The 21,280-nt window shown below is 36.2% G+C and carries 22 protein-coding genes and 2 tRNA genes; 7 read left to right on the forward strand and 17 right to left on the reverse strand.

Features of this window, described 5'->3' with window-relative positions; genetic code table 11:
* Window positions 1–14: 14 nt before the first annotated feature.
* The gene (locus tag R7Q39_RS27205) at window positions 15–482 is read right to left on the reverse strand and encodes a hypothetical protein (RefSeq protein WP_318077090.1); all 468 of its coding nucleotides are present in this window, start codon (window positions 480–482) and stop codon (window positions 15–17) included.
* 11 nt (window positions 483–493) lie between these two features.
* Window positions 494–1,030, reverse strand: a complete 537-nt coding sequence (locus R7Q39_RS27210; protein ID WP_318077091.1) for a hypothetical protein — start codon at window positions 1,028–1,030, stop codon at window positions 494–496.
* A 172-nt stretch (window positions 1,031–1,202) separates the two neighbouring features.
* Here R7Q39_RS27210 and R7Q39_RS27215 point away from each other — a divergent pair, with 172 nt between their 5' ends.
* From R7Q39_RS27215 to R7Q39_RS27225, 3 genes are all read left to right on the forward strand, one after another.
* On the forward strand, window positions 1,203–1,724 hold the full coding sequence (locus tag R7Q39_RS27215; protein ID WP_241620612.1) for a thermonuclease family protein: 522 nt from the start codon (window positions 1,203–1,205) through the stop codon (window positions 1,722–1,724).
* Between the two features lie 139 nt (window positions 1,725–1,863).
* The gene (locus tag R7Q39_RS27220; RefSeq protein ID WP_053317326.1) at window positions 1,864–2,535 is read left to right on the forward strand and encodes a hypothetical protein; all 672 of its coding nucleotides are present in this window, start codon (window positions 1,864–1,866) and stop codon (window positions 2,533–2,535) included.
* Window positions 2,532–3,086 carry a hypothetical protein gene (locus R7Q39_RS27225; protein WP_318077092.1) on the forward strand — a complete coding sequence of 185 codons (555 nt, stop codon included), beginning with the start codon at window positions 2,532–2,534 and terminating at the stop codon, window positions 3,084–3,086. Before R7Q39_RS27220 ends, R7Q39_RS27225 begins: the two co-directional genes overlap by 4 nt.
* Before the next feature lie 35 nt (window positions 3,087–3,121).
* Here R7Q39_RS27225 and R7Q39_RS27230 read toward each other — a convergent pair whose 3' ends face one another.
* The gene (locus R7Q39_RS27230) at window positions 3,122–4,156 is read right to left on the reverse strand and encodes a hypothetical protein (RefSeq protein ID WP_318077093.1); all 1,035 of its coding nucleotides are present in this window, start codon (window positions 4,154–4,156) and stop codon (window positions 3,122–3,124) included.
* A 116-nt stretch (window positions 4,157–4,272) separates the two neighbouring features.
* On the opposite strand from R7Q39_RS27230, the gene R7Q39_RS27235 reads away from it, so the two are divergent.
* On the forward strand, window positions 4,273–5,685 hold the full coding sequence (locus tag R7Q39_RS27235) for a hypothetical protein (RefSeq protein ID WP_318077094.1): 1,413 nt from the start codon (window positions 4,273–4,275) through the stop codon (window positions 5,683–5,685).
* A 48-nt stretch (window positions 5,686–5,733) separates the two neighbouring features.
* Here R7Q39_RS27235 and R7Q39_RS27240 read toward each other — a convergent pair whose 3' ends face one another.
* The 5 genes from R7Q39_RS27240 to R7Q39_RS27260 all read right to left on the reverse strand — a co-directional run bounded on the left by R7Q39_RS27240 (window position 5,734) and on the right by R7Q39_RS27260 (window position 9,144).
* Window positions 5,734–6,774 carry a competence protein CoiA gene (locus R7Q39_RS27240; protein ID WP_048516153.1) on the reverse strand — a complete coding sequence of 347 codons (1,041 nt, stop codon included), beginning with the start codon at window positions 6,772–6,774 and terminating at the stop codon, window positions 5,734–5,736.
* Window positions 6,775–7,296: 522 nt separating this feature from the next.
* Window positions 7,297–7,372: transfer RNA gene (locus tag R7Q39_RS27245), tRNA-Gly, on the reverse strand.
* A gap of 7 nt (window positions 7,373–7,379) precedes the next feature.
* A tRNA-OTHER gene (locus tag R7Q39_RS27250) sits at window positions 7,380–7,445 on the reverse strand.
* 350 nt (window positions 7,446–7,795) lie between these two features.
* Window positions 7,796–8,140: a hypothetical protein gene (locus R7Q39_RS27255; protein WP_318077095.1), complete on the reverse strand. Its 345-nt coding sequence runs from the start codon at window positions 8,138–8,140 to the stop codon at window positions 7,796–7,798.
* Between the two features lie 5 nt (window positions 8,141–8,145).
* Window positions 8,146–9,144, reverse strand: a complete 999-nt coding sequence (locus R7Q39_RS27260; protein ID WP_318077096.1) for a DUF2333 family protein — start codon at window positions 9,142–9,144, stop codon at window positions 8,146–8,148.
* A gap of 406 nt (window positions 9,145–9,550) precedes the next feature.
* Between R7Q39_RS27260 and R7Q39_RS27265 the strand changes: the two genes are divergently transcribed.
* From R7Q39_RS27265 to R7Q39_RS27275, 3 genes are read left to right on the forward strand one after another with little or no spacing between them, the layout of a single operon-like run.
* Window positions 9,551–10,993: a GTPase gene (locus R7Q39_RS27265; RefSeq protein ID WP_318077097.1), complete on the forward strand. Its 1,443-nt coding sequence runs from the start codon at window positions 9,551–9,553 to the stop codon at window positions 10,991–10,993.
* Window positions 10,994–11,002: 9 nt separating this feature from the next.
* The gene (locus R7Q39_RS27270) at window positions 11,003–11,389 is read left to right on the forward strand and encodes a hypothetical protein (RefSeq protein WP_048516149.1); all 387 of its coding nucleotides are present in this window, start codon (window positions 11,003–11,005) and stop codon (window positions 11,387–11,389) included.
* Between the two features lie 28 nt (window positions 11,390–11,417).
* Entirely contained in the window at window positions 11,418–11,780 is a 363-nt protein-coding gene (locus tag R7Q39_RS27275; RefSeq protein WP_318077098.1) for a hypothetical protein, read from the forward strand.
* 58 nt (window positions 11,781–11,838) lie between these two features.
* On the opposite strand, the gene R7Q39_RS27280 is transcribed toward R7Q39_RS27275, so the two are convergent.
* The 9 genes from R7Q39_RS27280 to R7Q39_RS27320 form a co-directional block, all read right to left on the reverse strand.
* On the reverse strand, window positions 11,839–13,026 hold the full coding sequence (locus R7Q39_RS27280) for a hypothetical protein (RefSeq protein ID WP_318077099.1): 1,188 nt from the start codon (window positions 13,024–13,026) through the stop codon (window positions 11,839–11,841).
* A 96-nt stretch (window positions 13,027–13,122) separates the two neighbouring features.
* Window positions 13,123–14,679, reverse strand: a complete 1,557-nt coding sequence (locus tag R7Q39_RS27285; protein WP_318077100.1) for a hypothetical protein — start codon at window positions 14,677–14,679, stop codon at window positions 13,123–13,125.
* Window positions 14,680–14,694: 15 nt separating this feature from the next.
* A complete protein-coding gene (locus R7Q39_RS27290; protein ID WP_318077101.1) occupies window positions 14,695–15,681 on the reverse strand; it encodes a hypothetical protein in 987 nt (328 codons plus the stop codon).
* Between the two features lie 11 nt (window positions 15,682–15,692).
* On the reverse strand, window positions 15,693–16,277 hold the full coding sequence (locus tag R7Q39_RS27295; RefSeq protein WP_318077102.1) for a hypothetical protein: 585 nt from the start codon (window positions 16,275–16,277) through the stop codon (window positions 15,693–15,695).
* Between the two features lie 14 nt (window positions 16,278–16,291).
* Window positions 16,292–16,768: a hypothetical protein gene (locus R7Q39_RS27300; RefSeq protein WP_318077103.1), complete on the reverse strand. Its 477-nt coding sequence runs from the start codon at window positions 16,766–16,768 to the stop codon at window positions 16,292–16,294.
* A gap of 98 nt (window positions 16,769–16,866) precedes the next feature.
* A complete protein-coding gene (locus tag R7Q39_RS27305; protein WP_318077104.1) occupies window positions 16,867–17,805 on the reverse strand; it encodes a hypothetical protein in 939 nt (312 codons plus the stop codon).
* A 122-nt stretch (window positions 17,806–17,927) separates the two neighbouring features.
* A complete protein-coding gene (locus R7Q39_RS27310) occupies window positions 17,928–18,512 on the reverse strand; it encodes an RNA 2'-phosphotransferase (RefSeq protein ID WP_318077105.1) in 585 nt (194 codons plus the stop codon).
* 53 nt (window positions 18,513–18,565) lie between these two features.
* A complete protein-coding gene (locus R7Q39_RS27315; protein ID WP_318077106.1) occupies window positions 18,566–20,389 on the reverse strand; it encodes a hypothetical protein in 1,824 nt (607 codons plus the stop codon).
* Window positions 20,390–20,659: 270 nt separating this feature from the next.
* Window positions 20,660–21,280, reverse strand: a 621-nt coding sequence (locus R7Q39_RS27320; RefSeq protein ID WP_318077107.1) for a transposase, incomplete at its 5' end; no start/stop codon positions are given.

Here is a 21,280-nt window from a genome sequence, read left to right on the forward strand (position 1 = left end):
GAGTGTGTGCGGTGCTACATTTTACCGATGGTGTATGCAGGGGTTTTCTCAAATCCCCAATAAAACCTGTTAGAAGCCAATTCGCCATTAACATATCGTGCGGTGCAGAAGGAATCATTCGGTTTTAAAGATACGAGTACATCATCACACCAACAGAACACTGTTCCTTCTTCTAGCATTCCTAGTTTTTGCTCAATAGTTTCAGATTTCTCGAATTCGATTTCAGGATCGTTTTCTAAGATAGCTGATGAAATTGCAGCAGACACAAAGTTAATTTGCTCAGAATAAGGGCTATTAGCACCAATGTGTAAGTTTAAAAAAATATGAAGCAAGGTATTTAATGACTTAGCATCTTCATTAAGCTCATCAAAGTTCAAAGAGTCAACCACTTGAATATGAGTATTTGCAGCCTCAAGATCGATACAAGCGGATTGGATTAGCCCTTTGATTTGTTGCTTAGTAGGAATCATGTTCTTCATCATTATCGACCATCTTATAGGTTAGAGGAAAGTAGCAATTCAGCAGCATTATAAGCGATGTACTGAATTTGTTCATCATCGAATCGGTTTTTGTAAATTCGACAAGCTTCGCGTTGAAACTGATTTACATAATCATCGATAAAACCATTTGAACGATTGTTTGAGTCAACATTGAATTTATCACAAGAAAAAGAACTTTTACTAATTACTGCCAAAGTTTGACCTTTAGATAGATTAGTTCTTGATGCTTTTAGAAACTTATGCAGCTCTTGTTTAGATACTGTGCGAAATTCCTCTGCTAGAACCTTGTTCTCTGCAAGTAAGATTTCTTCTTCAGTAATAGATCTTGGCTTTAAGTGCTTGCCGAGAAGCAAGTCATTAGCAGAATAGCTTGAGCTATTGCTCTCATAAACATGTGTTCTTTGTTCAAAAGGAAGGTCTTGACGTACAGACGCGCTCAAATGAGAAAAAAAGATTGAGCTGAAAATAACTGCACAGGCTGTTAGTAACCATCCAATTGTTCTTTGTTCTTTTTGAATTTCGTTACGCATCTTAATCCTAAACCTTTTCTTTGTTTTTTCATAATTATACATAGATAAATCAGAAAGTAAAGCTTATTTGCTAATCGCGAAATTAATAATTAAACAATCTGGAGATTATTGTTGAAACGTTGCAACGAAAAATTATAAAATTATTAATGATTAAATAATAGGAATAAATAAAATGATTAAAAAATTAACTGTTTTGGCGTTGATATCAATTTCTTCTACTGCATTTGCAGGAAATCTAGATCCTAACTCTGCTGTATTTGGAACTGGTGTCGTTTATCGAGTAGTTGATGGCGATACAATGATAGTAACAGCCGACAGTCGAGGTGTTTACGATCAGCTCAAAGGCGCTGCAACAAAAAATAAAGAGAAAAAGCACTTTAATGATAAATATGGTAGTTTTAAAGTTCGAATAGGAAACATTAACACACCTGAGTCAGTACATAGAAACCAAGCAAAAAATACCGTTGAAGGTAAGTACGCTTCTGATTATGTGAAGAAGAACTGGGAAAAACAAGAAGTAAGTTTTGTATGTTGGGACTTTGGACACTACGGTCGTCCTATCTGCTCTCTGAGCAGTAACGGGATTGATCTGGGCGCTGATCTTATTGAAAAGGGTTACTCAACCTACGAGTACAAATGGGGAAAACACCCATTCTTGCATAGCATGTATATGAAAAAAATGATGGAAAAGTAAAACTATGACCCCTCTACGAGGGGTTTTTATTGCTCTTATTATTTCTACGTGGTTAAATATTATATGTAAATATATTGTAAATATTATCAAATAAATATCAATATAAAATCAATAACATATAATAAATTGGGAAATTATAATGAAGCAAATTAAAACAGGTATAAAAACTGGAGATAAGAAAAAGCATGATGGGGAAGAGCCGCAACTACGCAGGATCGCTATCGATATCCCTAGCTCTTCTGGAAGTAGTGTTAGAGTAAGCTTAGTAGAAATCACTTTAGTATTAACTATTATAGTAGTAATGGTTTTAATGGCTCTTTCTATGGCTTCAGATCTAAAAACTGCCCACAACGAGATTACTTCTAATAGTTATACTGATTTACTGCATAAGGGGCATCCTATAGCGCCTCAAGAAACAGATATTAATTACACAAATCATTATCGAGTTTACACATTTAGAGATCAAACAGAGTGCTTTAATGTAAACAAAGAAAAGTACAGATCTACAGGTAAGACAAGAAGTGTTTTTTACACTCAATTCCATGCTAGTTGCGATACTATAATGAATAGGATTTATGACTTTCATTATAAATACAACAAAGATAAAGCTCGGATTTTTGGGTTAAGTGTTTTTAAGGGAACTGGTGTCGAACGATACTATCCAGTCTATAAAAATGAAAAAGGTGAATTAGTATACCTTGGTGGTATTCCAGCTACGTATGACTTCATCGAAGTTTCAAATGACAAGAATAGTCTTGGTTACAATATAGATATGTTCAATGAATCATACAAAATGGTTGGTGTTCAATGACAAAAAAATTGAACGGTAAAATAACAGTGTCTAAGCCTCAAAAAATAATTCTTGTATCCTTAATAATATTTCTTGGTGTGCTAATAAATTGTTATGAAATCAAAATAGATGAAAGTCATCAAAACAGGAAAGAACCCGATGAAAACTATCTTGTCGTAGCAAAGCCAAACAGTAGAACTGGGTATAAAGGTATAGACAGGTACAGGGTTTACACTTATGCATCGAAGGAAGATTGTGAAGCTGCTAATTCCAAAACATACTCAACTTACCGTCAATTTCGACTATCCTGCGATGAGATTAAGCAGAAAGCTGACTTATTCCATAACAAATTTGGCAATCGTGGTAATAACGTAGTTGGATTCAGTATTTTTAAATCGAATTATCTAGAGAGGTATTTCCCGATTTATGAAAGTGACGAAGGAGATCTGATTTATCTTGGGGGGCTACCAGCCACATATGACTTTATTGAAGTGTCGAAGGGTGTAACAAACGACCTTGGATACGACATCAACACGTTTAACAACGTATATGCAATAAATGGTGTTGAATGAATGTATAAGCCCGTTACGAAAACGGGCTTTTCTCTCTATGGTTGTAATGACACAGACCTATCTTTTATCTCTCTTAGTTTCAGGTCATCAACAATATTGACTCTTGTTGGTTTTTCATAACCAAGAAGTTTGGAGTGTTCATCAGTATAACCAAATGGTCCAGGCATCAAACCATTAATATGGTCATTTGTGTTTTGGTATAAATCTAAATTTTCAAATGCTAACAACATCGCGTCATTTAAGTGATCCCAGTTCTCTGATTTAAAACCACTATATGATAGCTCAGATCTAAAGAAGCCTAGTGATGTAAATGCCTTTTGAACAATCCTGTCTGTTCGTTCAGGTTTACTACGTTCTTTAGCAATCCTTTTCTTTAGCGAGTCCAGTGTTATCTCTCTATCTTCGTCATATGCATAGGGCATGATAAAGTGTGCATGGAAATCACATAGAATAGACTTCTCCGTAAAAGAAGTAGAAATGATTGAGCTATTTTTTTGATTAATTGCTTCTTGAAGTGTAACCATATGAGATGAAGGCAACACAACTGTTAAAGATGAGTAATAAGTTCCTCCAAATGGTCTTGTTCTATACTCATCGTATTTTTCATTTGGCTCATTATCCAAAATCTCTATATCAACACCATTTTCTTTAAGCTCTTCAATTACAGATATTAAATCATTATGTGTCATTTCATGATTTGGGTACATTGAAATAGCCAGATCATAAAAACCTTTACCGCCTTTATCTGCGAACAGCTTAACTGATTTGTTATACTCATCAATTGACTTTTTAACTTCGTCTTCAAAGCTGCTATACGGAATTTTTGTTGCCTTTATCTGTTCGCTTATTGTGTCAATAACTTTTTGGTTAGATACAATGCTATTGCTAATATGATCGGTTAACAATTTAGAAAGTTTAGATTTATTTTCGATTTCATTTTGAAGTGCAGTTTGTTGTTGCTTGAGAACAAATAGAGCTTTTTCGTCATCGGTAGTATTTGTTTTCTCTTTCGTGTTTAAAAGATGACTATATATTGCCCTAATTTTCTTTCTCAATGTTGGAGTTTTCATTATTTTATTCCTATTGTTTTTCTTGATTATATCATAAAAAATAGAACCATTAAGTTTTTAAATGTGGGATTGCGTGTTATAATTTAAGAATTAAATACTGCTAAGAGATAAAAATAATGAAAAAAGTTGTAGGTGGTAAATTCATTCTTAATGATGTTACTGAGAAGGTTATTGAATTTCCTGAAACCAGAGATGGTAACATCAAAATCACTTTCGGAGGTCATGAAGATGGGTTCGTAGAGTCTATCCCTCTTACATCTTTCGAAGAGCAAACTGGTTACTACATTCAGGGATTGGAACCAGAGATGAAGGTATCGCCAGAATCGCTTATTAAGAGCTTCGTAAACGAAGCATTGCGCAATGATTTCTATGAACCTCAGTATGACCCTAAATCGGGTATCGTTGCTGCTGGTGTCTGTAAGTTCGCAAACCATCGAGATGTAAATATGGAAGCTTGGTTTGCTATTCATGACAATTCTTCTCGTCCTTTGTATGACCATGAGGGTGTCTACACTATCCACGTATCTAAAAGTGATGGTAGTAAGACCATTAACGACAAAATCCATGTTAAACATGTTGTAGAACTTGATGACGCGCTTAATCAGGCTATGGAAAAGCTCAAGTCTTATGTTGTGAATAAAGTACAGATCTTGAATCCAGGGATGTTTCAAAAAGACGCTGACCGTGAATATTCAGAAGATGGTTATCCTAAGCTTAAGGCGGGTGAAACGCTGTCAGATTACTTTAAGCAATTAGAAGCACCTGGTGGCATTGTGATCAATTCAAAAGGGAAGTACCAAGCGTTCCATAGTTACGATAGCATGAATAAGAACACGGTTAGTGGTCGTACTCTTAGTTATGAAACGAAAGACTATAAAACCCTGAAAGGTGCTGTTAAATACCTAGCCTCACATCATTTTGATGAAAATGGTTTGGTGACAGACTTTATCGATGCTGAGTTAGAAGAATCCTTTAAAGAAGAAATCATGCGTTTTGGTGGTTTAAGCACTTCAAGTGACTGTTGGGGTGACGGGATGTTAAGAGATTACGATTGCGGAAAAATCTTTATCCATCCAGCGGAAAGTCGTTTTGTAGATAATTTCGGGTATAAAGCAGACATTAAGTTTGTGTTTACAGATGAGAAAACAGGTAAAACTTACACCGAGACGTGTCCAATTAGTGATAGATGGCGTGACAATGGTGGTGGTTTTGCTCGTCATTTTACTCCTCTTTACTTGGGTAGGGAGTCAGCGTTGAGAAGCGGTGAGATTACTTTTGATGACGATAATCGTACAGTTGCAGAAAAGATGGAGTACCACGTAGAGCGCGTTAAATTCCATGAGGAAAGAGCTGATTACTCTCAATCAAGAATCAAGGAGTATGAAGCTAAAGCTGACTCTGACTGTAACTACGCTAGATTCCTTAAAATGGAACTCGAAAAGGTTGAATCAATCAATAAGCTTATTGATGCGCACAAGGCATCATACAAAGAACTCAAAGAGAGCAATGAGAAAGATCTGACAATTTGATAATCTTACCTTCCTTACCTTCTGATTTGGTATGGAAGGTAGGTATAACTAATAGAATGATCTTCCTCTGCTCCCCCTAAAGAACCAGCCAGCGTTTATCGGTAGCTCATCTGGAGAATATGACCATTGATAGTTTATAAAACTTTCATCATTGTCATACTCTAGTTCATGAGTGACAAAGAAATTACCTTGAAGTGCGTCACAGTGTACACAACCATTAGACATATATTCGCCCCCCACTGTTTTGCTGTAACGCATTTTTACTGTGCCGATACCACATTTCCATAAAATGCGCTCGGAAATGTGGTTTGCAATCCACTTAGCTACGAGATCATTGGTAAATGGTAATGTCTCGATGAAATTGTCTTGCGAAGTATATATATCTAATGAAGTGATGATATTGATAGGCTTTCGACATCGCCAACAGTCATGCTCTGTGTAACATATGCGAGTGTTCAAAAAATCATTTTTCTTGGGCAGCCATGCTAAATGACCAGATAGCATACCAATTACAAAGTCTTGAATGGGAGTATCGTATCTTGTAACAACAAATTCATCATCTTTGTGCCTGAAACTAAAGTAAGGTAGAAGATAAGATTCAACAAAGTCACTACGATAGTATTCTCTTTTACCTTTAAGTCTAAATAACCATGCACAACGAACACCTGATTTGGTATATTTCTCAGTTCTTCGTAAGTATTCATCAATTGTCTGATGCGACCACTGAACTTCAAAGGCTAATTTAGAGCTTCCTTTCTGACAATAAACATCAGCAATCCATTTTTCGCCATCGGGAGTATAACCTTCATGCTCAGTTATAACGTCCCATCCACATTGCTTTGCAACTTTAGCAATCAGAAACTTAAGATGTATATGCTCTTTTGTTTCAGGGTTTGAATCACAGTCTCCACGCCTAGCGTGAGCAAAGTATTGTGTCCCGAGTTTACTTGTTTTAGGTACGGCTTTCATTTGACAGCATGGCATTATTAGAGACTGGTTTTTATATGTCTCTTTTAGTGAAGCCCAGCCTTCATAATCATAGTTAAATGATTGGATATCATTGTCATTCAAAGTAGCTCGTAATGGCATAGGTGGCTCCATTTCAAAATGATATGATGTTTAGATTAATCCATAATTGAATAAATATTATTGTAAAAAATAAGTTAGATCACAGTATATTTTAAAAGTCTCTTGAAATTGTGCTAGTTATCTACACTACCATAACATGAAGGAGGGCAATTACACTCTATCTTGTTTAAAACATGAAGTGAAGCCTCCACGAGGGAGGCTTTTAGGTCTTTAACTCTTCCTAGCTGACCAGACCAGAAAGGCATACAGATTAGATCTGTATGTGAACAGTAGGTCGCACATAGAGCTTTAGCTCACTACATCGTGATAGACGATGCAGACCGCATAATCGGTTATGTGCTGAGTGAGCTTCAGTGAGCGCCTATCAAGATTTGAACTTGTTAACCCCTCCAAAATGGGGATAGCCGCTATGATGCTCTATTGCACCGATAATTTTAAACTCAAGGCTTAAGCCTTTCAGATAGAGAAGTATTACTACTGTCTCGCTTGTAACAAGCAAAAGTTTATATCGGCAGCAAAATTTGGAGCGTATAAAGGGGTTCGAACCCTCGACACCTGACTTGGAAGGACAGTGCTCTACCAACTGAGCTATATACGCATTTGGATGCGGAAGGCAGGATTCGAACCTGCGAACTCCATCATGATGGCGTTAAGCCTCTAACTTCAACCGCACTGATTTTAGAACCAGGGCAGGAAATCCTGCCAAGGTCTAAGAAAAACTCTACGGTTACTATTCTACCGAAAAGTCACCTGCAATCTCAGCCCCTAATGTCCAGTCACATCCTGTCAATCTCCAGCGGCTTTGCGACCTTCATTGACTAAACAGGTAGTGACGCAATTAAAAATTGCTGACCTTATCCGCTATGCCTCCAACTCGGATTTTATCCCATACACAAAAGCTTAAGTTGGATTCCAGCTCCGTGATGAAAGAATAGTGTTCTCTCAGCGGGTAGAAGAAATAATATCAACAATAAAAAGTATGTGCAACTATTTTTTATGTGTTTTATTAATTCTTCGTTTTTTACATTTGTAGCTCATGAAGCAGCTTATAAGCAGCATCAACTATGTCATTTTCACCCAGAGTCGGTTCATCAGTACCTACGATTTGCTCTAACAACGCAATTACTGAAAGATATCCCTCAGATTCAATACATTCAGCCATAGGAGCATTGAAGTGCAGCGTAAACCAGGTATCAATGCATTTCATTGAACTTTTCTTTGGGATGGACAAGATATCTTGACCAATTCGGCTCTCATGAGCATATAGCTGGTCTGATTCAATCAGACCAACCAACATTGCCATTGAAAGGTGCGAAGCTCCTGAAACCTCGACCTCATGGCTTTCGCTTCTTAATAGCCACTTCATAGCTATTAACCACGCTCTAGGAGGCGGATCAGCTCAATGATGCCGTTGTTCGCACGGCTAATGTAGTTAGCCATACCTAGTGAGTGGTTTGCAGTCACGCCGAATGGTGAACCATTCAGGACAACAGGCCAGTAGCGAGTTTTCTGTGTATCTTCAAGATCTCGAATGATCTGCTTCATGCTGGCTACAGCGTTTTTATCTTTCAGAACCGTACCGAAATCGTCTTCTACTGCGTATAGAAGTTGAATTAGCGCCCATGAAGCACCGCGAGTTTCCCAATACACATCATCAATTTCCAGCCAAGGGGTTTTAGCTACAACCTTCTGATCACTGTAAGTAGATTGTACAGCAGCTTTGTCATTAGAAAGGTCAGTATTAAAACGTTCCTGTTCTACTGATGCCGATAGTCGTTGGCTGTAACTACCAAGTGAGTTTGATACCAAATCTAACCATGCACGAAGGTTATCAGCACGAGCATAGAACTGAGCATTTTTATCTTTTGGTTCAGAGATGCGAGAAAGGTAATCACCTAGAGCATTAGAAGCTTTCTTGTATTGATCTTCTGATGATGGGAACCACCAGCTAGTCGGAGAATAGCTGATCGAAGAAAACGCTTCTGATAGTTTTTTGTCTTTCAGATCTTGCGATTGAGAACGGCTGAACTCTTTTTCAAGAGTAAGAACAGAGTCCTTTACCATTCCGATCACGCCTTCTTCCCAGTTCGGCATGTTATCGAATACCTTTGCCTTAACAAGAAGATCGTTCGATGTAAAACCGCCAGTTTTATTGAGAAGTGTTTCGATCAACTGAATGTTAGTAGCAGTGAATGCGTCACCAACCACTTGATCTGAGTTCTTAATTTGCTGAATTTTAAGAATTTCTTTTGTTTGTTTTATGTCTGGTGTGTTGCTTATCACATGTACATAACCAGTAACCGCTATGACAGATGCAGCTATAGCAGACAGGATAAGTTTACTTTTATAAGACTTTTTTGGTTGAGTCATTAAATGATCCTTTAATTTAATTAATTGTGTGTACTATTTTGATTTAGTTGTTATGGATCTTATACACTTCAATTTAAAAGTAAAGTAAAAATTCAAAATTAAGAAAAAGAAAAGGGATCGATGTTCATCAGCTATGCTGATGTTTTATTTGGTTAATTGAGATTGATTGTTTGCTCCCTGCCTTTGAGTAAGAAGGGATGAGTTTTGTGAGGAAGAGTTGTGTTGAATTAGGGGCGGTTTTCGAGTACTCATTCAAACCCTTGTCTTACCGCCGTGACGTTAGCCTCTATGAGGATTTTAAGTCAAGTTACGTTGTGGGTAACTTGAACTGTCTTTAATAATACAAATAAAAATTGAAAAGTCAATAGTTATGTGGTTATATTATACAAAATTACAAGAGGTTAATATGAAAAAAATATTCACTAGATTTGGTTTGGCTTACCTTGCCTTCCCTGCATTAGGGATACTTGGATTCGGCTTTTACGCAATCTTTCAGCAAAAGCTATTACTGGATTTCGTCATCTATCTAATTGCTACTGCAATTATTACTTCTATTGCATTAGTAATTTTTGAAAAGAAGAGAATAAGAGCAAACGAAAGCAGGTTAGGTGAAGCAGTTGAAACAGATCTTAATGGGCTTGAACCATCCAGCAATTGGAACCAAGTAGAGCTAGATGCTTGGATAGAAGCCAATCAATTGATTGATACCTATCTTGAGAAAGAGCCATCAATTGAGGGTATTAAGGCAAACACACTCTCAATTGTTACTTTGATAGCTAACCGTTGTTCCAACTCAAGATTCAATGGTGAACTTGCCTTTACCGCGCCAGAATTTCTGATCATGTTAGAAGAGGTATCTAAAAAATACCGAGAGCATCTTCTCGAAAACATACCTTTCGTTGATAACGTGAAAGTTTCGACTCTGAAAACTTGTTATGATCATAAAGATACGGCAAATATTCTATGGAATATTTATCGCGCATATCGAGTAACGACTCCTACAGGTTTGATTTCAGAACTGAGAGGAATGATTACCTCTGAAATCTACGATAAGTTTAATGATGATTTGCGAGTTCATTTACTTAAAGTTCTATATCAGGAAGTCGCGACAGTAGCGATTGATCTCTATGGTAAAAAATACGATTCCAAATTGTATACTTCAGTAAGCGAAACAAGTAAGAAAGATAAAGAGTCAATTAGCAAGTTCAAAATTGAACCTATTAGAGTTTCAGTTGTAGGTGAGATTAGCTCTGGAAAGTCCAGTATTATTAATGGATTATTAGGAAAGGTAATGTCGGAAGTGTCGGTCTTACCTACGACTGATAAGTTTACAGCCTATCAATACAAAAACAATGAAGTAGATTTTACTTTGGTTGATAGTCAAGGTATTGATGGAAGTGAAAATCAATTTGAATTAACGCTTAAAGAAATTTCAAAAAGCGACATTGTAATATTTGCTGTTAAAGCAAATAAGCCTTCTAAAAACAATGATATTGAATTGATCAGTAGAGTGCATAAGTATTACGAAGCGAACCCTAAAAAGAAAAAACCTGTATGCATTATGGCAATCACACATGCCGACATGGTTAAGGGAAATGAAGATGCTGCACTTGAATACAATAAGTCTGTTTTTGAGAGTTTGAGCGTTATTGATGAATATTGCTTAGTACAATCATCAGAAACAGGGTATGAAGAACTGAAGTTACGTTTCATAGAAGGGTGCGACCAGTCATTACATGTTCAATTCAATCGTAGACGATTTGACACATCAACCATTGAATCAATGAAAAGTGAAGCTAAACGGTTGAAAAACGCACTGGTTAAATCATTAAAAATTGTAATAAAGTAGAAGCGAAACATGATTATTTACTACAAACACAGTGAGAGAAAGCCATCTGATGGTGATCTAAAAATCATGGCTAATGGAGACATGTTCATCCGTGGTCAATCTTATGCTAGACGGAATGGTCATATCATTGGGGCAATTGCAAACAGTTTTACTTGGTATCCTTTCCATAAAGAAGAAGAGTCATTTGAACCATACTCTGTCTCTAGAGATAGAGAAGAGTACAAGAAGAAAGGTTTGCAAATTTACAGCACGAACTCAAAGCGCAAAAAAGAAAAGCATAAACACTTGAGACTAAATCTTCATTTAGAAGAAGATCGTAAAAAATACATGGAAATCTTCAATTGCACAGAGATTAGTGAAGGTATTGATTCTGTTGTTCTTTCAATAAAATGCTAGTCAATAAGTTATAGGGAATAGAATAGAAATGAGAAGATTAGATTTATCGGATTTGGAATCAAACTTAACACGTTTTTACCAGGAAAAGCTTAATGAAGCGATACTTGAGAAATTCCCTGAAGCGAAAGAGATTGAATTTCCAGTAGTTCTTTTTTCTGAGTTTAGCAAAAGTTATAAGACAGCAAGATTTTTTGTAAGTGTATTCCCAGTAGATGGTGTTAAATATCAAGTAATGCTTGCAGAGTCATATTCATTTACTGTTGATTGTTTAAGAAGCCTAGAGACCTACGAGGATGTTGAAAAGCATGTGATCTGCTACATCAATATTGATATCGAGTTTATTGAGAGAATCAAAATAGAAGCTCAAAAAATGGGCTTTCAAATTGCTTAAAGTATAGCTTATGAGTTATAAAAAAGGAGTCATCATGACTCCTTTTATTATGTAGGTGCTACATGCTAAGTGTAGAATCTCTATCTCGGTGGATGGTTTTTGCATTGCATAGAACAAAGTCTTTCATAAGATTAGAAACTGATGCTCCAATGATAGGATCGGTTTCATGTGTTTTCATTGGGATGTTGATACTTGGGAACAATAAGTTTTCGTATTGTTGATGTGACCAGCCTTTAATAGCTGTATCAAAATCACCCTTCAGAACGCACTCAAGCCTTGCAATTGCATTAGAGGTGGTTGACTTGACTTTATCCGTGTTAATCCCTGTCTCTGCTTCTAGAGATTTATAATCGATATCTCTTAGATAGCTTAAAAGTCTACCAGCTTCTTTTTGCGCATAGAGCTTTTGAGATGAAACAGATAATTTAGGTTGATACGGGTATGATGATTGTAGAGTGTAAGGAATATTTAACTGATCTACTGACATTGTGGAGTTAAGATCGCTTCCGACAACTTCTAGAATATCCTTACCATTAATGACACTGTAGTACTCATCTTTTCCTAGCATTACAAGGTGATTTGCTAACCTGTTTGTATGAGCGATATCTAAGATATCGTACTCATCATTAAGATGATCCATAAGCTCGCGTACTAGCTTTCTTGCTCGTAAATTAAAACCATGCATCTCTGGATCTGACATTGATTTTTCAATGAGATACCCTTCATGTCCAAGGTTGCTCTTACTTTTATCTTCAATAGAATTAATTACATTCCAGAATTGGGATTCTGAGAAGGAATTAGCTTTCTCATACAAGCTTAAGTCATGCTCAGGAATTTGAATGTTGTATTGGCTTTCCGTTTCTGTAAGGCTCAAAATCTCTTGTCTTTCTGGAATGATAACTTTCTCTGAATCGATATCGAATACAGCAGTAAGATTTTCACCAGTTTGTCTATCAGTGATAGTCATAATGGCTTCTGCAAGTTCATGTGCGAAGAATTCAGATGGTAAACACTCATCTTTATCGAAAAGATGTTGTAAATGAGGAACATTGAAGTCTGTAATCTCATAATATTCCGTTGCAGGTCTATTAAAACCAAACTTTACTTTTTCATTTTCTTTGAAGATTTTAATGGTTAGTTCTTGATCGTATTTACCAAGGAAGTTGCTAAAAACAGTATCTCCGTTTTTCTCAACCGCCAAAATTGAATCTTTTAATCTTGCATAAGATAAAATTGGTGCTCTCATGTGAATTCCCTTGAGTTTATATTTTTCTTATTATATCACAGCGTTTTTATACAACAAATAAAAACCCCGCTTAACAGCGGGGTTGATGCGATGTCCTCAGAACCAACTTCTTATCTCTTCTGCTTCTTCAGGGGTTAACCTAATATGTGACGGTTTTTTGCCGTTATATATTTCACTTACTCGGTTAAGTTCTTTTTCCCACTTTTCTTTCGTCTCTTGATCTTGGATTTTGCTTGTATCAAGGCTCGCTTTTCCTGATGCTATGATCAGTGCCATCATAGAAGGTAATTCAAATCGTCCAGTAAGGTACTTTACTTCTTTTCCTTCTATAGGTAAAAACTTCATCTCAGAGTTCATTAGTTTGTTTAGATAAATATCGGCTGCTTCTTGGTATTTGCCGATAGAAGCAAGGTTATATACTAAGTTCTCATCATAAACTTGTTTCTGAACTTCGATTTTGGCGATATATAAGGTAATAAAATCACCCAACTTGAGATTGTTGGCACTGGTTTTTTCAATAAATTCTTTATTATCCTCAATCAATTGGTAGCGTCTTTGTGCTAATTTACCAATTGCTCTAATGGTTTCATCCTCATGGTTTTTTGAATAATAAATCATTCCATCTATCGCATTAATAAAAAGTAGTCCGTTTTTATCATAGGCTTCAAGCGCGAAAAAGAAGTCACTTTCTTTTAGTGCTGCGCTACCAGGTTTATATGTAAGTTCTTTATTATTAATTGATATTGTCCTCTCGTACTTTGATTTATCGAACATTTCATCTATTACAGAGTTATTGATTGAAAATACAACTAATAAAATCAAAGTGTATGATGTTGCAGATGAGAAAATTGCCTTTTTCCAATCAATCTTTGGCTTTTCGTTAAATATGATTGATAGAAATATAGCTATTGTGAGCAAACCTAACATCATAGTCATATAAAATTTCATTTCTGAAAAATGGCTACTTGTAAATTCATCCTGATTAATTATATTTTCAGAAAAGTCAGGGGTGAATGGAAGCATAAAGATTAGAGACGGGATTATCATTCCAAAGATAACTGAATATGGTATTTTTTTAGTATCTTCATCTTCTTTCTCTACAGGCTTAACAAAAATTAAGTTCAAAAATAAATATGAGAGCAAAAGAGATATTGAGGTGTTAAATAAATCGTCCTTGAAACCATAGTGGCTACCAAATTCGAATAATTTTGAAAACTCGGAAAGAGTTACAAAACTGTAGCTTAAACTAAATGCAAAGAAAATAACTGAGAACATACAAAATAAAAATGAAGCTATATCAATTAAAATCAACACATACTCATTCTTAACTTTTATTCTCACTAAATTCAATGTTTCTACAAACTTTTTCTCGAAATTGAAAATTTTATCTGTATATTTATCATAAGATTTTATGATTTTTGAAATTGAAATAGATATCATTACCGAAGGAAAGAAATATAAATGTGAAAAAATATCGCTTGGACGGGCATTTATTTTATCAAATATTTCATCTTCAAACATATTTAGAGCACTAACCCAATTTAATGCAAAGACTCCCATAATAAGAAGTATATATGCAAAAAACCTAGATGATGAAGGATGCTTAGGTTTATCAATGCGATTTAAAAACGCTATTATTTTAGATTTGTTCATTCTTAGCACTACTATTTATTTAAATGTAAATGGTTCTATTTTATTCAGTTTATTAATTTCTTTAGAGATATCAGTTAACACAATTTGTGATTTGCAATTATTAATAATGTATTGTGAGATTTTTCTTTCAAACTCTACTCCAGCAACTTTAGATACATCATCAATAATCACCAAAGAGCACTGTTCTGATTTGTGTATCGCAACGAAGAAATCAATAAGCATAATCTGACTCTCCGTTAGAGCAAAGTTAGCGCTGAACGTTTTTCCTTCCCTTTTAACCTTAATGGTAGCATTGCCCCATTCTTCTTGTGTAAAGAGGCAAAGATTCAAGCCGAGATCGCGAAAGTACTTATTTAACTGTTCTGTGAGTTGATGTTGATGGATGTATTTCGCATTATTGCTAAGTATGTAAGAGTTATCACTACGAGCAGAATGCGTTTGGTAAGCAGGGCTGCTGAAATATACATTTTCGTTAAAATCACAAAACCTTAGGAAAATTTCAGTGACCTTTGAATTGCGATCTAATACGGAATTAGATTTTACATAACGAACAACGCTGATAGTCTGGTTAGTCTCAAGATTTCTGCGTAATGTCTCAGCTCCAGGCAGGTTAATCTCTGCAATATGACTATCTCTACGATCAATCCTAGTCATGACTTCGCCGTTTATATGAAACTCTTCCCAAACAACACCATTTTTATTTGTTTTACCGTAACCATAGTAGACCTGACACCCATCAATATCATACTCAAATCGAAACTCAGCCAAACCTTGATCTGAGTAAATGTTGATGTATGGAATCTCTCTGCCATTCATTGGTCTATTATTCTCATACATAGACAGATGGTTGATAGGATCTAGCATTGCAAGACAAAGGCTTGTCTTACCAGAACCAGGACATCCATTGATTACAGAAAGTTCAAGGTCATCACTTTTCGTAGTATCGAATTTAAGCAGACCCTGAATCCCCATAAAGTTTCTAACAGAAATACTTTTTAGCATAATAATTATCCTTAAATAGTAGTAGGGATACCGCTTTTGATGCAGGCTTCTCGGTGGTTAGTGGAAAAAGAAAGCTCTTTTGGTAATCGCATGAAATGCGTAAAATAATCTGCATCCCAATCAGAAGAAATTGGACTTGTAACGGCTGGTGGTTCACCAGCTTCTAGTCTGAAAAATAAACAATCACCATAATCCTCATCCCATTCTGATACAGGGAGAAAGACCTTGTCGGTATCCCATATAGCTTGTTCTTTATGAGGGAGTAGTGACTCAAATTGCTCAGTGGTTAACAGTGTCGAGATGTTATGCGGACAAGTCTCAAAATATTCTTTATCAAGAGGCATTAGTGCGCCTTCATTAATATCAATATTGAACCCATGCTCTACACAATATTCAAAGAAAGATTTGTTCTCGCCTGAAGATAAGATTCGGTCAATGTCAGCTAATGAGTGATGTGTTTCGCCAGAGTAATTTGCTTTGTTTACAAGCATGGAATACGCAGTGCTAAGACGACGAATCCTGTTATCATCTTCGGACTCAAGGCTAAACACAATCATCAAGTTAATTAGTTTTTCATTTAATTCTTTAATGTTCATGGTGTTGACTTTAATTATTTCAATTTTCTGATGAATTGATGGCGATGACCGCCTTTTTTCTTAGACATACCAGGGTAGGTATTTCCGTAATCTAAATCTACTTTCTTAGGCTGTAGATTAAAGTTAGGTGGTCTACATAGATCTCTTTTTAGCTTTAATAACTCATGCTCTAGTGGATCGCGGCATTCAATATTTCGCAAAGAGAAGATGGATAGCTCATCTGTGTCTTTATAAAACTCAACATCATGTGCCTTAATGCCTTCATGACTCAACTTAACGACATCTTCTGAATGGGCTAAAACGATAGAGTTAGAAAATCTCTCACTACTTAAAATGGCTTTAACCGTATGAGCACTTACGTGAGAGTCTAAACCAACATAGAATGCAATTCTCGGTTCAGAATCGGAGTCCTTTTCACTCTCAATTGATTTAGCATTAATTCTATCAAGAAGTGATTTTTCTTCTTCTTTTGCACTTGATTCTAAAGACATGAACAGCCCTTTTAATTTATTTTTAATTACATTTATTATACATAATAAAAAGTAATGGTCAATTAAAAAAGGCTTTGTTTGATAGTGGCTTACTACCTTTAATTGAATCGAGATAGGCAGTGTGGATTGATATGTTTAGTTTCTTCACCTAGTGGTTGAAGTAGAGCAGAGTGAACTTTCATTTTATAGAAGTTTTCACAATTATTTGTAACCAACATGCTGATTGTTCCACTTCTCTTGCTGGTAACTTTACCCATGTAAAACTTGCCATCATGCTTAACCTGGAACAAGCTTCCTTTCTTGATTGAGCCTTCTTGAATCAGAGCTGACGGGAAAGTGATAGAGACTTCATTAATATCAAGATCAGACAATATAAGTGCGTATCCAATTTTACCTTGTATGAATTCAGAACCGTCATAACTAAGTATTCCACTAACCGTTTTTCGGTTTGTGTTAAGAACTTTAAATGTTCCGATTCTGTCTTCAATGATCACCTTGTAGAATGAACCTTTAGAGATATTTTCCTGTGAATAGGTTTTAGCTGGAATATTGCTTGTATCCTGAATCTCAAGCGATCTGAATAATGGATCTAGCATAAGCTGATCATAAACTTTCTTATCAAGACCTTTTTGTCTCAGTTCTTCTAGAATTGAGATAAAAACAGCGCCATGAACATTGTTCCGCTTGCGATTTGGGTCATAAGTAAAGTTTCTTATGATGTCTAATAGGTGAGCAAATTCGTGAAGTACCGTATGCGCAAGTGAGGTTTGCACTGTCAGATTGCCATCAAAAAACTTGTGTTTAGAAACGATTTCGCTGGATGAACGCCACTTAGCAAGTTCCAAATAGCTTGTTTGCTTGCTTTCAATTATCTTCTTACCTATTTGATAGGTGATCTTAAGGTAGCCATTATAGCCTTTTAGAGAGCACTTGGTTCTATGACCACTACCAACTCTTGTAGTGATTTTAAAGCCTTTCTTTTCTTCAATTTCACTTTGGTACTCTTTAAAAAGTATTGAAGTGGCTGCATCAATCATTATGGTTGCTATGTATTCAGATAACATTGTTCTTATTCTTATGTGGTTTTGGTCACTATTATATCAAAAATCGATAAATCATAACAATAAGTTGATTAACGATACTTTTTTATGAGTGAATATTAATCCTTATCTTCTTTTAAAATTGAAATGTATTGAGGGGGAACAAAATCGACCAGAATGACTCCGTTGTCAGAAATCTTAAAGTCTACAGGAGCATTTTTATCGATCACAAGAATGACAGGCATTTTCTCTTTAGAGTGGCGTTTCCCTACTCTTGTTGCTTTTTGAATGTTAACTGATAGATGCACATAGTTTCGTTTGCGACCAAACAAGCCATTTGAAAGAATTGAGGCAACTGATTCGCTCTTCGTTCCGTGGTACAAGTCGCTATTCGGTGAATAGCTTTCGTACTGAATATTAACCCAGTCAAGAGAATGACCTTGCTGGCATCGAATAGAGCTATTTTCACTATTAAATGTGTAACGTCCCTCTTCATCAGATTCCACTATAAATTGCAGATCTTCGAAGCTTAGTTTTGTTTTCTTAGCTTCAGAAATGTTCGAGATTAGCTGATCAACAGCAACCCAACCATTGGTATCCATATTGAGGTTTGCAGCTTGAGGTTTATGTCTCAACAGAAAACATAGGAATTGGCTAATTTGACCCAGTTCTTTAACCCTTGATTCTGTGATGTCTTGTTTCATATCGAATCCGTCAAAATGAAAGAGCCGTTGTAAACAACGGCTCATGTATTTAATTAATAACTATAACGTTCGCCAAACATTTCTTCAGCTTCTGTCCTGCTAAGTTTTGAATATCCGTTCTGCTCTCTTACAGCATTCAATCCTTTAAGGCTAAATCCAATCATTAGGCGTAAATCTAGTTGATGGTTCTGGAATCTATGATCCATACTTTCAATCGGGTCTACGCGATACAGTAGACTATTACCAGTATATCGAACAACACCAAACTCTTTTAAATGAAATGGTAGTTCGTCAACAGGTGTATTTGTTAAGAACGAAATATCGTATGCATCTGTGATGATGTATTCAACAAAGAAATTAGCGAAATTGTTGCACTCAACACACAATAAATCGACCATTCCTGATTCTTTTAAGTTGGGCTTAGTTTTGTTCAGATAAATAGGGTATCGAGGTCGGCACGTATCAGACTCCCTGCGAGTGTATTTACCTTTAACATGGTATGAGTTCGTGCCATATCTAGCCGTTTTACTCTCAAACTCTTGAGTTTTCATCCACTCAGGACAGCTTTCTGGTTGTGGGAGCGCTAACTTAGCACAGGCTCGTTGAATAAGTTTATCTGTATCGATGCGTTCAACAATCCATTTTGCCATATCATCAAAATGTTCTTCAAAATAGTTGTCGATTTTTTTACTGAGATTTTTAGCTTGCTGACTTCGAGCCTGGAAGACAGTATCTGCAATAATTTTTTCAGGAGAACCGACAACATCTTCTGGAATGGTGATGATGTTTTTGGATATCGGCTTACCTTTATGCTCTAAGGCTAAATTGCTAGGCAGAATCTGAACCTTGCTCACTTCTTCACTGAAAACACTCTCAAAATATGAGTTGTAATCTGTGCCAGATAACCTGGTAACAGAAGAGGCATAGTCGCTGCTATCACGGCTAGAAGAATAAAAATCTTCACGGCTTGGGGTCTTAGGCAAATTGAATTGTTTCTCACTTCCTTTAAACACCACAGGCATTGTATTGCTTTCAACAGAGAATGAGATTTCATGTCCATAAATTAGCTCTTCTGCATCGATGAAGCTTTTCCAGTCTAGAGCAATGGAGGCGTATAAGACTGAAAGTTCGCATAACTCAGAAAATGGAAGTTCCTTGATCTCACGAATATTAACGATAACACTGCTAGAGTCATCGATACCGTCATAATGAGTTAGAGACGTGGACTTGCTTGTCTCACTGAACATAAGGTGTTTGCCACTTGGTGATGCTGTAAGCTCGAATACGGAATAAGGAAAAAGAGACTTGTTGATCCTTTGTACATTTTCTCTGTCCGTTCTGCGCTCCTGATCTTCGTATGCCTTTCGCTCAGAATCATTAATAATTACTGCGCCATCACAAGTTTTAATGACTAAATTGAAGTGACAGGCTGATGGGTTGTCATTGTCAATGACTGCAATTGTATATAATCCAGGCTTAGCATGATGTGCCAAATCAAGAACATGAGCTTCTGACTCAACAAAGTAAATTCGTCGATCAAACTTAGATGTGAAAACACTATTCTCATTAATATTCCCGATTTTTCTTCGCTTCAAATTGCGAATGAAATCGTAGCCTCTGACAAAAGACTCCCAAACATCGTTCTTGATAGACTCTTGCTCTTCACAGGTTAGGTTTCGATCAGAAAAGTTCGCAATAACTGATGAAATATTTTCTAGCTGGGCAGCTACGGAACCATGTTCCATTAATGATTTAATATCACGATTGAGCTTTTTATGTTTATCGATTCGAGCGTATGCATCACTGTTTTCAAGGAATTCATTAAGTGCAAAGATGGTTACTTCACTATACGATTTGAAGTAACTGTTAATACCCATGATAAATAACCCATCATCAAGCTTGCTAGCAAGAATAAGGTTGTCGTGCTGATGCTTTCCAAGGAAGGATACGGAGTCATCAAAAATCTTAGAGAATGGAATTTTCGATAATTCCTCAAACAACTTTAATGTATGAACCTCCCAGCCCTAAAGGACTGGGTTTCTGAATAATTGATGCCGAAGCCCAAATATTCGTCCTATTAGAAACATCTCCGATATAAAATATCGGGCGAAATGTGCCATAGTTCTATGGTCTTATGACTAACGCCGCTAGGACGTTGGCACCGCGCTTTCTTTGTCTCTCGTTTTTATACTGGTGTCGGTTCTTTCAGCCAGTTTTTTCTTTCTTTTCACGATACTTTTACGAGTTTTGCTTTTGGCAAACGTATTCTCTTGAATGTAATGTATCAGTCGTTTTTTCAGCACTTTTGATGCATTTGCATCAGCGTTATCTTCATTTCCGCATGATAAGCACTTAAAAGTCGCTTGGTCTAGTCGCTCTGTATTTAAGCTTCCACAGCAAGCACACTCTTTTGAGCTATTCATTGGATTTAGCTCGCTAATTGCAATTTTACCTATTTTACGGGCTTTATATTCGATATAAGTCGCCAGTTGTCCAAGCGCAACACTAAGTAAGGCACGATTCAGACCGCTTTTCGCTCTAGCTCGATTTCTCGCATAACCTCTGCCATCTTCATTCTTCTTAGGTGCAGCACGTTTCGTCATACCTGTTAAATTCAGATCTTCTAAACCAATAATTTGATTGGCACTTTCGACTAATGCTTTTGAAATATGGTGATTATGATTGTTTCGGCAATCGGACTCTTTCGCTTGCAGTCTGCTGATCCTGGCTTGTACGATACGCTGCTGATTTGTTTCACAAGCTTTGGT

The sequence above is a fragment of the Vibrio sp. 947 genome, assembly GCF_033339115.1.
GTDB classification, from domain to species: Bacteria; Pseudomonadota; Gammaproteobacteria; order Enterobacterales; family Vibrionaceae; genus Vibrio; species Vibrio alginolyticus.

What these genes read in the sequence shown, in the direction of transcription:
- R7Q39_RS27255 (WP_318077095.1), bottom strand. Translation starts at nt 8,140, where the DNA reads ATGAAGTGGCTATTAAGAAGCGAAAGCCATGAGGTCGAGGTTTCAGGA.
- R7Q39_RS27315 (WP_318077106.1), bottom strand. Translation starts at nt 20,389, where the DNA reads ATGGGTATTAACAGTTACTTCAAATCGTATAGTGAAGTAACCATCTTT.
- R7Q39_RS27310 (WP_318077105.1), bottom strand. Translation starts at nt 18,512, where the DNA reads ATGAAACAAGACATCACAGAATCAAGGGTTAAAGAACTGGGTCAAATT.
- R7Q39_RS27275 (WP_318077098.1), top strand. Translation starts at nt 11,418, where the DNA reads ATGAGAAGATTAGATTTATCGGATTTGGAATCAAACTTAACACGTTTT.
- R7Q39_RS27230 (WP_318077093.1), bottom strand. Translation starts at nt 4,156, where the DNA reads ATGAAAACTCCAACATTGAGAAAGAAAATTAGGGCAATATATAGTCAT.
- R7Q39_RS27215 (WP_241620612.1), top strand. Translation starts at nt 1,203, where the DNA reads ATGATTAAAAAATTAACTGTTTTGGCGTTGATATCAATTTCTTCTACT.
- R7Q39_RS27260 (WP_318077096.1), bottom strand. Translation starts at nt 9,144, where the DNA reads ATGACTCAACCAAAAAAGTCTTATAAAAGTAAACTTATCCTGTCTGCT.
- R7Q39_RS27300 (WP_318077103.1), bottom strand. Translation starts at nt 16,768, where the DNA reads ATGTCTTTAGAATCAAGTGCAAAAGAAGAAGAAAAATCACTTCTTGAT.
- R7Q39_RS27290 (WP_318077101.1), bottom strand. Translation starts at nt 15,681, where the DNA reads ATGCTAAAAAGTATTTCTGTTAGAAACTTTATGGGGATTCAGGGTCTG.
- R7Q39_RS27240 (WP_048516153.1), bottom strand. Translation starts at nt 6,774, where the DNA reads ATGCCATTACGAGCTACTTTGAATGACAATGATATCCAATCATTTAAC.
- R7Q39_RS27295 (WP_318077102.1), bottom strand. Translation starts at nt 16,277, where the DNA reads ATGAACATTAAAGAATTAAATGAAAAACTAATTAACTTGATGATTGTG.
- R7Q39_RS27235 (WP_318077094.1), top strand. Translation starts at nt 4,273, where the DNA reads ATGAAAAAAGTTGTAGGTGGTAAATTCATTCTTAATGATGTTACTGAG.
- R7Q39_RS27280 (WP_318077099.1), bottom strand. Translation starts at nt 13,026, where the DNA reads ATGAGAGCACCAATTTTATCTTATGCAAGATTAAAAGATTCAATTTTG.
- R7Q39_RS27210 (WP_318077091.1), bottom strand. Translation starts at nt 1,030, where the DNA reads ATGCGTAACGAAATTCAAAAAGAACAAAGAACAATTGGATGGTTACTA.
- R7Q39_RS27270 (WP_048516149.1), top strand. Translation starts at nt 11,003, where the DNA reads ATGATTATTTACTACAAACACAGTGAGAGAAAGCCATCTGATGGTGAT.
- R7Q39_RS27220 (WP_053317326.1), top strand. Translation starts at nt 1,864, where the DNA reads ATGAAGCAAATTAAAACAGGTATAAAAACTGGAGATAAGAAAAAGCAT.
- R7Q39_RS27285 (WP_318077100.1), bottom strand. Translation starts at nt 14,679, where the DNA reads ATGAACAAATCTAAAATAATAGCGTTTTTAAATCGCATTGATAAACCT.
- R7Q39_RS27265 (WP_318077097.1), top strand. Translation starts at nt 9,551, where the DNA reads ATGAAAAAAATATTCACTAGATTTGGTTTGGCTTACCTTGCCTTCCCT.
- R7Q39_RS27205 (WP_318077090.1), bottom strand. Translation starts at nt 482, where the DNA reads ATGATGAAGAACATGATTCCTACTAAGCAACAAATCAAAGGGCTAATC.
- R7Q39_RS27225 (WP_318077092.1), top strand. Translation starts at nt 2,532, where the DNA reads ATGACAAAAAAATTGAACGGTAAAATAACAGTGTCTAAGCCTCAAAAA.
- R7Q39_RS27305 (WP_318077104.1), bottom strand. Translation starts at nt 17,805, where the DNA reads ATGATTGATGCAGCCACTTCAATACTTTTTAAAGAGTACCAAAGTGAA.